Annotated in this window: 12 protein-coding genes; 6 read left to right on the forward strand and 6 right to left on the reverse strand. The window is 70.6% G+C overall.

The window, feature by feature from the left end:
* Window positions 1–31: 31 nt before the first annotated feature.
* A complete protein-coding gene (locus tag ACQPZK_RS07675) occupies window positions 32–616 on the reverse strand; it encodes a hypothetical protein (RefSeq protein ID WP_433537614.1) in 585 nt (194 codons plus the stop codon).
* Window positions 617–1,230: 614 nt separating this feature from the next.
* On the opposite strand from ACQPZK_RS07675, the gene rny reads away from it, so the two are divergent.
* Complete coding sequence (gene rny / locus ACQPZK_RS07680; RefSeq protein ID WP_433537615.1) at window positions 1,231–2,997, forward strand: ribonuclease Y; 1,767 nt, start codon at window positions 1,231–1,233, stop codon at window positions 2,995–2,997.
* 62 nt (window positions 2,998–3,059) lie between these two features.
* Here the strand turns inward: rny and ACQPZK_RS07685 are convergent, their stop codons facing one another.
* The 4 genes from ACQPZK_RS07685 to ACQPZK_RS07700 form a co-directional block, all read right to left on the reverse strand.
* Window positions 3,060–3,932, reverse strand: coding sequence for an amino acid ABC transporter permease (locus tag ACQPZK_RS07685; protein ID WP_433537616.1), 873 nt, complete (start codon window positions 3,930–3,932; stop codon window positions 3,060–3,062).
* An 85-nt stretch (window positions 3,933–4,017) separates the two neighbouring features.
* The gene (locus tag ACQPZK_RS07690) at window positions 4,018–4,674 is read right to left on the reverse strand and encodes an amino acid ABC transporter permease (RefSeq protein WP_433537617.1); all 657 of its coding nucleotides are present in this window, start codon (window positions 4,672–4,674) and stop codon (window positions 4,018–4,020) included.
* 81 nt (window positions 4,675–4,755) lie between these two features.
* Complete coding sequence (locus ACQPZK_RS07695) at window positions 4,756–5,691, reverse strand: glutamate ABC transporter substrate-binding protein (RefSeq protein WP_433537618.1); 936 nt, start codon at window positions 5,689–5,691, stop codon at window positions 4,756–4,758.
* Window positions 5,692–5,748: 57 nt separating this feature from the next.
* Entirely contained in the window at window positions 5,749–6,504 is a 756-nt protein-coding gene (locus ACQPZK_RS07700; RefSeq protein ID WP_421475094.1) for an amino acid ABC transporter ATP-binding protein, read from the reverse strand.
* A 194-nt stretch (window positions 6,505–6,698) separates the two neighbouring features.
* Between ACQPZK_RS07700 and selD the strand changes: the two genes are divergently transcribed.
* Both selD and ACQPZK_RS07710 read left to right on the forward strand, forming a co-directional pair.
* Complete coding sequence (gene selD, locus ACQPZK_RS07705; RefSeq protein ID WP_433537619.1) at window positions 6,699–7,688, forward strand: selenide, water dikinase SelD; 990 nt, start codon at window positions 6,699–6,701, stop codon at window positions 7,686–7,688.
* A 215-nt stretch (window positions 7,689–7,903) separates the two neighbouring features.
* Window positions 7,904–8,383 carry a hypothetical protein gene (locus ACQPZK_RS07710; protein ID WP_357122620.1) on the forward strand — a complete coding sequence of 160 codons (480 nt, stop codon included), beginning with the start codon at window positions 7,904–7,906 and terminating at the stop codon, window positions 8,381–8,383.
* 91 nt (window positions 8,384–8,474) lie between these two features.
* On the opposite strand, the gene ACQPZK_RS07715 is transcribed toward ACQPZK_RS07710, so the two are convergent.
* Window positions 8,475–8,729, reverse strand: a complete 255-nt coding sequence (locus ACQPZK_RS07715) for a DUF2277 family protein (protein WP_433537620.1) — start codon at window positions 8,727–8,729, stop codon at window positions 8,475–8,477.
* A gap of 139 nt (window positions 8,730–8,868) precedes the next feature.
* On the opposite strand from ACQPZK_RS07715, the gene ACQPZK_RS07720 reads away from it, so the two are divergent.
* Genes ACQPZK_RS07720 through ACQPZK_RS07730 form a run of 3 tightly spaced genes read left to right on the forward strand, consistent with a single transcriptional unit; the run spans window position 8,869 to window position 12,200 of the window.
* Complete coding sequence (locus ACQPZK_RS07720; RefSeq protein WP_433537621.1) at window positions 8,869–9,060, forward strand: hypothetical protein; 192 nt, start codon at window positions 8,869–8,871, stop codon at window positions 9,058–9,060.
* A 4-nt stretch (window positions 9,061–9,064) separates the two neighbouring features.
* Window positions 9,065–11,395, forward strand: coding sequence for an FxsB family cyclophane-forming radical SAM/SPASM peptide maturase (locus ACQPZK_RS07725; protein ID WP_433537622.1), 2,331 nt, complete (start codon window positions 9,065–9,067; stop codon window positions 11,393–11,395).
* Window positions 11,388–12,200, forward strand: coding sequence for an aminoglycoside N(3)-acetyltransferase (locus ACQPZK_RS07730; protein WP_433537623.1), 813 nt, complete (start codon window positions 11,388–11,390; stop codon window positions 12,198–12,200). Before ACQPZK_RS07725 ends, ACQPZK_RS07730 begins: the two co-directional genes overlap by 8 nt.
* Window positions 12,201–12,298 lie beyond the last annotated feature (98 nt).

Genomic DNA, 12,298 nt, shown 5'->3' on the forward strand with positions numbered 1-12,298 from the left:
GCGGCGCGACGGCTGAGCCGCGACCGTCGGATCAGCGAGGGAAGCGCAGACTCTCCACGATCAGGTCGCAGCCGGCCCGCATCTGCGCCGCCGGCAGCACGCCGTGCCGACACATGATCATAAATTCGTCGGTGCTGTCGGGGATGACGCCGAAGACCATCACGTCCTGGACGCCGGGGAACTCCTCCATGTTCGCCATCGGCCCGGGCGGGAGCTTGTAGGCGTCGAGCCGGACGGCCTTCGCGCCGTCGAGCGTGAGTCGTCGGACCGTCGGATCGGATGGCACGACGGCGGGGTCGTCGACGAGGAACAGGTCCATCGGTGAGCCCTCCACCGGGTTCGGCTCGGTGGTCACCAGCATGACCATGTCGCCGTCGCCCCCCGCCTTCGGCGAGACCTGGATGCAGTCGGGTTCGCCCCGCGGCGGGCAGGGACGGCTGGTCCAGCCCGCCGGCGCGGTGAAGCTCATCCGCCCGTCCGCGGTGGTGGTCCGCTCACCGGACTTGAGCGCCGCCGGGTCGTCCGAGCCGGTTGTCGCTCGCCAGTTCGCGAACACCACCACGGCACCGAACGACAACGCCAACACACCCACGAACAGGAGCAACCTCCGCAGCATGGGTGGACGGTATGGGAAGGTCAGATGATCGACAATCCGCCGATGGTGCGAGTGCGCGCCGCGCCGCCGCGCGCGCGGATCGGGTCGCCGGTATCACAGAGTCGGCTCCGCGCAGGGTGCCGCCGCCGCTGAACAGGCACGACATCCGAATCGAGGCGTCGGCTCGCCGTCTTTGTCCTGCCGTGTCCGACACGACATCAGCTTTGCGTGACGCTTCAACTTCTCTCCGTTCGGGGGGTTTGATCATGAGTCCTTGACCAGACCGCCCTCGGAGACCTAGCCTCGCCATACAGGCTCACATTGCCCGACCATCGCAGGCTAAGCGCACAACATAGATCTCGTAACAGAACAGCATCACTTTGGCCGGCTCCACGGCCTTTGGCGGCAGTTCCGGACTGGCCGGTCCGGGACGCCGCGACAACTGCACCCGGTCGCCGACGATGCCCGAGGGCACCGCCGGCGGAGAGAGCTATCTACGGCCAGCCGCTCCGGTCGGGCGTCCACAGCCGCAGGAGTGTGCCCTGGGCACGGTCGCTGCGGTCATGACGTTCAGGGGAGGCGGCCATGGCGGGGCGGCGGCACAGGCGCACGGATGGACCTCGCGGGGTTCCGGCATGAACGCCCTCGACGTGGTGCTCCTCGCGGCCGTCCTGATCCTCGCCGTGGTCGTGGTCGCGGCGGTGCTGGTCGGCATCCGGACGCTGCGCCGGATCGGCTCGGCGCCCGTCCCGGAGGATCCCGCCTTCATCGCCGAGAAGGACCGTCAGGAGCAGTCCCTGGCCGCCCTGCGCGACGCGGCAGACCAGGCGAACAGCACGATCGACGTGGCGAAGTCCGCCGCCTCCGCGGCCCGTGCCGAAGCGGCGGCGGCCAAGGCCGAGGCGAAGGCGGCCCGGGCCGAGGCCCGGCGCGTGCTCGACGACGCCCGCGCCGAGGCGGACACCGTGCTGGAACGGGCGCACAAGCAGGCCGAGGCGGACGCCGAGCAGCTCCGCACGGCCGCGCGTCGCAGCGGCGAGCGGGAGGTCGCGGTGCTCGCCGCCACCACCCGCGAACAGGCTGCGGAGGTGGAGCGTCGAGCGGCTCGGATGGACGAGCGGGAGCGACTGCACACCGAGGAGGTGGAGCGGTTCGCCGAGCGGGAGCGGCAGCTCACGGCGGCCAGCGCCGCCCTCGGCACCCGGGAGTCCGCGCTCGCCCAGCGCGAGGCCGAACTGGCCGAGGCGGAGGAATTGCGCCGCCGGGAGTTGGAGCGGGTGGCCGGCCTCACCGCCGAGTCCGCCCGGCTCGAGCTGATCGAGGCCATCGAGACGTCCGCCAAGCGGGAGGCGGCGCTCCTGGTGCGCGACATCGAGTCCGACGCGCGCAACACCGCCGAGCAGCGGGCCCGGCACATCGTGGTGGACGCGATCCAGCGGGTCGCCAGCGAGCAGACCGCGGAGAGCGTGGTCAGCGTCCTGCACCTGCCCGGGGACGAGATGAAGGGCCGCATCATCGGCCGCGAGGGCCGCAACATCCGCGCCTTCGAGTCGGTCACCGGCGTCAACCTGATCATCGACGACACCCCCGAGGCGGTGCTGCTCTCCTGCTTCGACCCGGTGCGCCGCGAGGTCGGCCGGCTCACCCTGGAAAAGCTCGTGCTGGACGGGCGGATCCACCCGCACCGGATCGAGGAGGTCTACGACCTGGCCCGCCAGGAGGTGGAGCAGCTCTGCCTGCGCGCCGCCGAGGACGCCCTGGTCGAGGTCGGCATCACCGAGATCCACCCGGAGCTGGTGACCCTGCTGGGCCGCTTGCGCTACCGCACCTCGTACGGCCAGAACGTGCTCAAGCACCTCGTCGAGACCGCGCACATCGCCGGCATCATGGCCGCCGAGCTGCGGCTGGACGTACCCACCATCAAGCGGTCGGCGTTCCTGCACGACATCGGCAAGGCGCTCACCCACGAGGTCGAGGGCAGCCACGCCATCATCGGCGCCGACCTGGCCCGCAAGTACGGCGAGCACGAGGACGTGGTGCACGCCATCGAGGCGCACCACAACGAGGTGCCGCCGCAGACCATCGAGGCCGTCCTCACCCAGGCGTCCGACGCCTGCTCCGGAGGTCGGCCGGGCGCGCGGCGGGAGAGCCTCGAGGCGTACGTCAAGCGGCTGGAGCGGATCGAGGAGATCGCGGCCGGCAAGCTCGGCGTGGACAAGGTCTTCGCCATGCAGGCCGGCCGGGAGATCCGGGTGATGGTCAAGCCGGACGACGTCGACGACATCGGCGCGGCCGTGCTGGCCCGCGACGTGGCGAAGCAGATCGAGGAGGAGCTGACCTACCCGGGTCAGATCCGGGTCACCGTGGTCCGCGAGTCCCGGGTCACCGAGATCGCCCGCTGACCGACAGACGCGCGACGGGCGGGTGGCTGAGGCCACCCGCCCGTTGTTCGTGCTGGTCCCGGTCAGATCATCCGGGCCGAGTCCGCGCCCGCGTCCTGGGCGGGCAGCACCTTCGCGGCGGTGCGCGGGGCGCGGCCCATCCGCTTCTGCAACCACCAGGCCAGGATCGACAGCGCGCCGCAGATGGCGATGTAGATCGTCGCGACGATCAGGTACGTCGGCACGTACGGCAGCCCGAACGGCAACCGGCCGCCGATCTGCTTGCCGACGAACAACAGCTCGGGGTACGTGATGATGAAGCCCAGCGCGGTGTCCTTCAGCAGCACGACGAGCTGGCTGACGATCGCCGGGAGCATCGACCGGACGGCCTGCGGCAGCAGGATCAGCCGTAGCACCTGGTTCTTGCGCATGCCGATCGCGTACGCGCCCTCGGTCTGCCCGTACGGCACCGCGTTGATGCCGGCGCGGAAGATCTCTGCGAGCACCGAGCCGTTGTAGAGCATCAGCCCGATGACCAGCGCCCACAGCTTGTCGATCGACCAGCCGTACTGCAGTGGCACGTAGTAGCCGAAGAAGATCAGGATCAGCAGGGGGATCGCGCGGAACAGCTCGACCACGAACGTCGACGGCGCCCGCAGGATCCACTTGTCGCTGAGGCGACCGCTGGCGAAGATCGCGCCGAACAGCAGCGCCAGGACCGCGGCGATGCCGGCCGCCTTCAGCGTCGCCCACAGGCCGCCGAGCAGTTCGCGTTGCACCGAGGCGTACTGGAACTGCTCCCACTTGCGGGCCTCGAACTGGCCCGTGTCGGCGAACTTGTAGCCGATGTAGGCGAGCAGCGCGATGATGCCGGCCGTGGAGACGACCCCCAGGAGCGCGTTGCGCCGCTTGGCGCGGGGCCCGGGCAGGTCGTAGAGGACCGATGCCTGGCTCAACTCAGCCACCTTCCGTTCGCGACTGCGGGGCTCGCAAGCTCACTCCTCGCGCTCACCGCGCACCTTCCGTTCGCCGCAGCCGGGCTCACCGCGCCACCCGCCACTTGCGTTCGAGGAACCGTTGCAACGCCACCAGCGGCAGGATCAGGATCAGGAAGCCGATGGTGATCCAGAGCAGGACGGCGAACTGCGGCTCGCCCCGCTCGGCCATGTACGCGGGAATCGCGCCGGCCTCCAGCACCGAGAAACCGGCGGCGATCGTGGTGTTCTTCAGCATGGCGATGAACACGCTCACCATCGGCGGGACCATCGCGCGCAGCGCCTGCGGCAGCACGATGAGGGAGAGCACCTGGCTGAAGGTCATGCCCAGGGCGCGGGCCGCCTCGGCCTGCCCGGCGGCGACGGTGTTGACGCCGGAGCGGATCACCTCACACACGAAGGCCGAGGTGTAGACGGTCAGCGCGATGGCGGCGCTGGTGTCGTAGTCGAAGTTGACGTCGAGCTTCGGCACCGCGAACACGAGGAACGCGAAGACCAGCGTCAGCGGGGTGTTGCGCACCAGGTTGACGTACGTGGCGCCGAACGCGCGCAGCGCCGGCACGGGGGAGACCCGCATCGCGCCGAGCAGCGTGCCGAGGACGAGGCTGCCGACCGCGGCGATCAGGAAGAGTTTGACGGTGTTGGTGAACCCGTCGACGAACAGTTGCCCGTTGTCCGTCAGTACGCGGAAGAACTCGCCCATGCCTCGCTCTCAGTCCCTCTCCACGGGCGCCGGACGGGGACGTACCCCGCCCGGCGCCGCAACTCGTGTCGAGCCGGTCGATCAGTACCGCTCGACCTTCGGCGGGGTGCCGGCCGAGCCGGACAGGCCGAGCGTGCCGTCGTAGATCTTCTGCCAGGTGCCGTTGCTGAAGGCCGCCTCGATCTGGTCGTTGACGTAGTCGCGCAGCGCCTTGTCGTCCTTCGGCAGACCGATGCCGTACTTCTCCGTGCTGAACGGCTGGCCGACCACCTTGAGGCCGTCCGGGTCCTGCGCGGCGTAGCCCTTGAGGATTGCGTCGTCGGTGGTGACGGCGTCGACCTTCTTGTCCAGCAGCTGCGAGACGCACTCCGAGTAGGTCTTGAACTCGACGATGTTGTTCGCCTCGGTCAGACCCTCGTCGCGGACCTTCTGGATCGGGGTCGAGCCGGTGGCCGAGCAGACCTTCTTGCCCTTGAGGGTGTCCTTGCCGGTGATCGACGACTCGTCCTTGCGGACCAGCAGGTCCTGACCGGCGACGAAGTACGGGCCGGCGAAGGAGATGTCGTTCTTGCGCTTGTCGGTGATCGAGTAGGTGCCGACGTAGTAGTCGACCTCGCCGCCCTTGATCGCGGTCTCCCGGTTGGCCGACGCGATCTCCTTGTACTGGATCTTCGCGGGGTCGATGCCGAGCGTGCTGGCGACGTACTGGGCGATCTCGATGTCGAAGCCGCACCGCTTGCCCTGGGCGTCCTTGTAGCCGAGGTTCGGCTGGTCGAACTTGACTCCGACGGAGACGGTGCCGGCGGTCTTGATCTTCTCGAAGGCGGGGCTGCCGGCGACGGCAGCGTCCGTCTTCGGGGTGAAGGTCGCGCCGGAGCTCTTGCAGGTGTCGCCCTGGGCGGCGCCGGAGGCGTTCCCACCGGCGCTCGGCGTCGGCTCACCCTCCTTGCCGCAGGCCGCGGCGGACAGGGCGAGGGAGGCCATCATGGCGACCGCCGCCACGCGCGTCATACGCATACTCTTCTCCTTCTTCGACGGAGCCCGCCCCTGTGCGGCGCGCTCCACTACGGACGCCTAGTGCGTGAGGATCTTGGAGAGGAAGTCCTTGGCCCGGTCGCTGCGCGGGTTCGCGAAGAACTCCGCGGGCGGGGCGTCCTCGACCAGTTGGCCGTCGGCCATGAAGATGACCCGGTTGGCGGCGTGCCGAGCGAAGCCCATCTCGTGGGTGACCACGACCATGGTCATGCCGTCGCGCGCCAGCGACGTCATCACGTCCAGCACCTCGCCGACCATCTCCGGGTCGAGGGCGCTGGTGGGCTCGTCGAACAGCATCGCCTTGGGCTGCATGGCCAGGGCCCGGGCGATCGCCGCCCGCTGTTGCTGGCCTCCGGAGAGCTGGGCGGGGAACTTGTCCGCCTGGTTCGCGATGCCGACCCGGTCGAGCAGGGCCAGACCGCGCTCGCGGGCCACGGCCGGCTTCTCCTTGCGGACCTTGATCGGCCCGAGGGTGACGTTCTCCAGGATGGTCTTGTGGGCGAAGAGGTTGAAGGACTGGAAGACCATGCCCACCTCGCTGCGAAGCCGGGCGAGGGGCTTGCCCTCGGCGGGCAGCGGCTGGCCGTCGAAGGTGATGGTGCCGGAGTTGATCGGTTCCAGTCTGTTGATGGCACGGCACAGCGTCGACTTGCCGGAGCCGGACGGGCCGATGACCACGACCACCTCGCCCCGACCCACCGACAGCGAGACGTCGTCCAGTACGTGCAGCGGTCCGAACCACTTGTTGACCGCGTCCAGCACGATGAGCGGTTCGCCCGTCGTCACGTCGTCCACCGTCCCTGTCGTCTCCCCGGAGCGGGGTCGGTCGACCCCCGGTTGGGCAACTGTAGGCGGCGTGATGTGGCGGAACGCAACCCAGTTGGTCACGGAGCGGTAACACCGGTCACGATCGTCCACGGGGGTCCGGTTTCGGCCACCGCCGGGCCGTCACGGTGGCGACGGCACCGGGTTGCCGAGATCATGGGGAGATGACGGAACCCGTACGGCTGACCCGTTACGCGCGCGGCGGCGGCTGCGCCTGCAAGATCCCGCCGGGCGAGTTGGAGACCATGGTCGCGGGCCTCGGCCCGGCCACCGGCACCGCCGAACTGCTGGTCGGCCTGGACCACGGCGACGACGCCGCGGTGGTCCGCCTGGACGAGCGCACCGGCCTGGTCAGCACCGCGGACTTCTTCACCCCGGTCGTCGACGACGCGTACGACTGGGGGCGCATCGCCGCGGCCAACGCGTTGTCCGACGTGTACGCGATGGGCGGCACCCCGCTGGTGGCGCTGAACCTGCTCTGCTGGCCGCGTGACGTGCTACCGCTGGAGTTGGCCCGGGAGGTGCTGCGCGGCGGCCAGGACGTGGCGCGGGAGGCGGGCTGTCACCTGGCCGGCGGGCACAGCGTGGACGACGACGGTCCCAAGTACGGGCTCGCGGTCACCGGCACCGTACGACCGGAAGAGCTGATCACTCTGGACGCCGGCCGCGCCGGGATACCGCTGTCCCTGACCAAGCCGCTCGGCGTGGGCGTGCTCAACACCCGCCACAAGTCCACCGGCGAGAGCTTCCCGGAGGCGGTCGCCTCGATGAGCGCGCTGAACCGGGACGCCGCGCGCGCCGCGGTCGCCGCCGGTATCCGGTGCGGCACCGACGTGACCGGCTTCGGCCTGCTCGGGCACGCCTCGAAGCTGGCCCGTGCCAGCCGGCTGACCGTGGCCATCGACACGGCCCGGGTGCCGTACCTGGCGGGCGCGCGGGAGGCGCTGCGCGACGGGTACGTCAGTGGCGGCAGCCGCCGCAACCTGGAGTGGGTCACCCCGTGGACGGACTTCGGCGCGGCCGACGAGGGGGAGCGGCTGCTGCTGGCCGACGCGCAGACGTCCGGCGGTCTGCTGGTGGCCGGTGAGTTGCCGGGCGCGCCCGTGGTCGGTGAGCTGCTGCCCCGCGGGGAGCATCTGGTCGTCCTGCGCTGACCGGTGCCGGGACACGCGGCCCCGGTGGTTCGGTCGGCGCACGATACCCGATAAACTGTCACCTTCCCGCTACTCCGAGCAATGCCGCTCAGGGAAATTTTGCCCGGAATGGTCACAGACCGGTAACTTGCCCCCGGCTGGGGTCAAATGCCCCCCACCATCGTCAGTAAGGCCCGATCCGGAGGCCGGTGGGACGAACGCAGCGAGGAGGCGGAATGACCGAGCTGTGGAACTGGAGAATCGACCGGGTACGACCCGTGGAGGTCTACCCGGCGCTGGCCGAGGCGCTCGGTCGGGTGGTGATGCCGCTGGCCGCGGCGGACCCGGCGCGACTGCCGGCGTACGCGGTGGTGTGTGACGTCTGGCAGGCGCCGGGCGAGTTCCCGACGGTGATCGACTGTTACGGGGTGCCCGAGCGGCTCTCCGAGCATGCCAGCATCGCCGCGCTGGCCCGGCTGCTGGGCCGGGACTGCCTGCTGCGGGACGACACGCTCGACGCCAGCCGGCACCTGCTCGTCGCACCGGACGGCACGGTCCGCCCGGTGCACTTCGACGTCCGGGACACCGACGACGGCGAGGTGCTCAGCCGGCGACGGCTCTGCTCGCTGGGCGACCCGGGCTGCCGGGGCTGGTCGCAGTGTCATCGCTCGCGCTGGGCGCCCGACACCGTCGCGCCGGTCCTCGCCGCGGCCTGACCGCCACCGAACCGACCGGGCGGCTCAAGCCGAGCCGGCGGGCCGCTGAAGCCGAGCCGGGCCGTTCAACCCGAGCCGGCGGGGCGGGGCGTCAGCCGCGCCCGGTGACGGTGGCGGCCGGTCGATCGGCGGCGTTCGACCCACCCCGCACGACCAACTGGTCGAGCAGGGTGCGGGTGGCTTCGGTCACGGCGGCCACGGCGGCCTCGAACGCGGCGGCGTTGTGCGCGGCGGGCGCTCGGAAGCCGGAGATCTTCCGGACGTACTGCAACGCCGCCGCTTCGATGTCGGCGTCGGTCACCTGCGGGGTGAACGGCTCCCGCAACGTCTTGATGCTCCGGCACATGTGCGCTCCTTCACGTCTCGTGCGCTACTTGACCAACGATGACATCGTTGGGGCTGTTGCCTATTCTGGTGGCGCGTCAGGGCCCTCGGGCCGACCATCACACCTCTCGTGGCGTGCCCACGGGACCCGGAGACTCACTGTGGACCAGAAGCCCGCACCGCCCGCCGGTCGGAGTCCCGACCCGATCGCGTCGATCCTGAGGACTCGGCTCGACCAGGTCGCGACCGAGCACCCCGAGACGGTCGACGTGCTCCTGCGCCGCGTCCTCCCCCCGATCACCGGACCGGCGGAGACGACCGTGCCCGTCGCGGCCTTCAACTCGGCCATCTGAGCCTATGACGGCTGGGCGAACCGTGCCGGCTCGGCCCAGCGCCGCGATCGGCCAGTACGTCCTGAAGGTGCACAGCCGCTGCGACCTGAGCTGCGATCACTGCTACGTCTACGAGCACGCCGACCAGACCTGGCGGGGTCGACCGCGCGAGATGACGGCGGAGACGTTGGACGTGGCCGCGGCCCGGATAGCCGAACATGCGCGGGCGCAGGGACTGCCGGTGGTTCACGTCGTGCTGCACGGCGGCGAACCCTTGCTGCTCGGTCCGGTGCGGATGCGGCGGATCCTCAGCGGGCTGCGGACGGCGATCGACCCGAGTGTCCCCCTCGACGTGCGGTTGCAGACCAACGGCGTCCGGCTCGATGCGGCGTTCTGCGACCTCTTCGTCGAGTACGACGTCAAGGTGGGGGTCTCCCTGGATGGCGACCGCGTCGCCAACGACCGGCACCGTCGTTTCGCCAACGGCGCCAGCAGCCACGATCCGGTCCGGCGAGCCCTTGCCCTGCTTCGGAGCCCGAAGTACCGCGCCTGCTACGCCGGTATCCTCTGCACGGTCGACGTCGCCAATGACCCGGAGGCGGTCTACGCCGCGCTGCTGGCCGAGGAGCCACCCCGGATCGACCTGCTCCTACCGCACCACACGTGGGATCATCCGCCGCCCCGGCCCGGCGGCGTCCCGACCCCCTACGCCGAATGGCTGGGCCGGATCTACCGGCGCTGGGTGGACGACGGTCGTCCGGTGTCGATCCGCCTGTTCGAGGCGCTGCTTCCGGGCGGGACGACCGCAGGCACCGAGGCGGTCGGACTCGGCCCAGCGGACCTGCTGGTGGTGGAGACCGACGGCGCCTGGGAGCAGGCGGATTCGTTGAAGGTGGCGTACGACGGCGCCGCGGGCACCAACCTGAACGTCTTCGACCACACGGTGGACGAGGCGGCGCGGCATCCCGGTGTGGCCGTGCGGCAGACGGGGTTGGCGGGGCTTTCGGCGATCTGCCGGTCCTGCCCGGTGGTCGCCCGTTGTGGCGGCGGCCTGTACGCGCATCGCTACCGGACCGGCGCCGGCTTCGACAACCCGTCGGTCTACTGCGCCGATCTCCGAAAGTTGATTTCGATCATGGACGAGCACCCGCCCGGACCCGTGTTGGCGTCGCCCGACACGCAGTGGATGCTGGACGATCTCGCGCGCGGCCACGGTGGCCCGGAGTCCATCGAATTCCTGGTGAACTCCCAGCTGGCCATCGGCCGTGCGCTCCTCGCGGCCGTCCGGGAGGTTTCCACTCCCGGCCCCGGATGGGACCTCCTCGTCCGTTTGGACGCCGCCGCGCCCGAGGCGGTCCGCACCGTGCTGACACATCCGTTCCTCCGCCCTCGCATGACGCGGCTGCTGCAACGGAGTGCCGGGCCACCCGCACCCCGTTCCCCCGAACCGGACCCGTTCGCCGCGATCGCCGCCGCGATCGCCGTCCGGGCGGGGATCGCCGCCGACGTGCAACTCCCCGTCGTCGGTGGCGAGGTCTTCCTGCCCACGCTGGGGGCGTTCCGGCTGCCGTTCACGGGGATCGAGGCGGTGGTGCTCACCGTCCGTTCCGGCGGCTTCCGGCTGCTCGCCGACTCCGAGGCGTACGACGTCAGCCTGGACGAGCCGGGCAGCTGGCCCGCAGGTTGGCGACCGACCCGGCGAAGTGGGCTGCCCATCCACGGGCTCATCATCGAGGACCTCGACCCGGCAAGGGATTGTTACGGGCAGCCGGTGCGGGAGCGCCTGGCGGAGCAGCCGGCGGCCGCTCTGGCCCGGACGGTCACCGAGGCATGGCGGCTTGTCGAACGGGACGTCCCCCACCACGCACAGGGGATGAGCAGAGGAATGCGAGCGATTGTTCCGCTGGACACCTCGCCCACGGCCGCGCTGCGCAGTGCCACCGCCCGTGATGCGTTCGGAGCCGTGGCGGCGGGCCCGGTGGCCGTCCCCGAGGCGCTCGCCGTGCTGCTCGTGCACGAGTGGCAGCACTCCAAGCTCGGGGCGGTGCTGGACCTGTACGACCTGGTCGAACCAGGATCGCCCGTACGGTTGCCGGTGGGCTGGCGCCCCGATCCACGCCCGGCGGAGGCGGTGCTGCAGGGCGCATATGCGCATCTGGCGGTGGCCGAGGTGTGGCACGCCCGAGTCGTCGCCGAGGGACCTGCCGATCCGATGGCCGCGACTCACGCCGACCGTTTCCGCGACTGGACGGGCCGGGCACTCGACGCGTTGGCGGCGAGCGGCTCGCTGACCGAAGCCGGTGAGCGCTTCGTGGCGACCATGGGGCGTGGGCTGGCGGAGCTGGTTCGTGGCTGAGTCGCCGACGCCCCCGCTCGACGTCGGCACCGTCGCCGCCGACCTGCGTGCGGTGGGTCTCGCCGCCGGGCAGGACGTCCTGGTGCACTCGTCGCTACGCCGGGTGGGCCCACTGGCGAAGGGGGCGGAGACGCTGGTCGAGGCGCTGAACGCGGTGCTCGGCCCGGAAGGCACGCTCGTCGTACCGACACACAACGCGGGCAACTCGACGACCTCGCGTACGTGGCATGAGGCGACCCGGGGTATGAGCGCCGACGAGCGGCTCCGGTACGAGGCGGCCATGCCGGGCTGGGACCGGGGGCGCACGCCCGCGCAGGGCGTCGGCGCGTTGGCCGAGTACGTGCGCCTCCTGCCGGGAGCCGTCCGCAGCGAACATCCGCAGACCTCGTTCGCCGCCGTCGGTCGCCGGGCGGTCCTGTTGACCGCCGACCATGTCCTGGACTCTCACCTGGGGCAGCGGTCCCCGATTGGTCGGATGTACGACAGCGGGGGTTTCGTGCTGCTCCTCGGGGTCGAGTACGACGCGTGCAGCGCTCTGCACCTGGCGGAGTATCGGCTGCCGAGCGTTCCGACCCAGGCCTACCGCTGTTACCGTCAGGTGGACGGAAGGCGGCTGCGCTGCGACTTCGTCGCACCGGAGTTGGACGACAGCGACTTCGGCGCCCTCGGCGCACGACTGGACGATGAGCCGTTCGTGCATCGCGGCACGGTCGGGCGGGCCGTCGCCCGGCTGCTGCCGATACCCCCCATAGTGGACTTCGCCGTAAAGTGGTTCGTCAGCAACCGGATCAGCTCGCGCCATTGACGAACGCCTTACGCTGAGATCCCGGTCGCTTTCCGGACGGCGGAGGAACGACGGTGAGCGAAGCGGTATCGGTCGTTGACACGGGATCCCCGCTGTTC

The sequence above is a fragment of the Micromonospora sp. CA-249363 genome (assembly GCF_050950185.1).
Classification (GTDB): Bacteria; Actinomycetota; Actinomycetes; order Mycobacteriales; family Micromonosporaceae; genus Micromonospora.

Excerpts from the sequence above, each read along its gene's own strand:
- ACQPZK_RS07690 (WP_433537617.1), bottom strand. The coding sequence starts at position 4,674 with ATGGGCGAGTTCTTCCGCGTACTGACGGACAACGGGCAACTGTTCGTC.
- rny (WP_433537615.1), top strand. The coding sequence starts at position 1,231 with ATGAACGCCCTCGACGTGGTGCTCCTCGCGGCCGTCCTGATCCTCGCC.
- ACQPZK_RS07715 (WP_433537620.1), bottom strand. The coding sequence starts at position 8,729 with ATGTGCCGGAGCATCAAGACGTTGCGGGAGCCGTTCACCCCGCAGGTG.
- ACQPZK_RS07695 (WP_433537618.1), bottom strand. The coding sequence starts at position 5,691 with ATGCGTATGACGCGCGTGGCGGCGGTCGCCATGATGGCCTCCCTCGCC.
- ACQPZK_RS07725 (WP_433537622.1), top strand. The coding sequence starts at position 9,065 with ATGACGGCTGGGCGAACCGTGCCGGCTCGGCCCAGCGCCGCGATCGGC.
- selD (WP_433537619.1), top strand. The coding sequence starts at position 6,699 with ATGACGGAACCCGTACGGCTGACCCGTTACGCGCGCGGCGGCGGCTGC.
- ACQPZK_RS07710 (WP_357122620.1), top strand. The coding sequence starts at position 7,904 with ATGACCGAGCTGTGGAACTGGAGAATCGACCGGGTACGACCCGTGGAG.
- ACQPZK_RS07675 (WP_433537614.1), bottom strand. The coding sequence starts at position 616 with ATGCTGCGGAGGTTGCTCCTGTTCGTGGGTGTGTTGGCGTTGTCGTTC.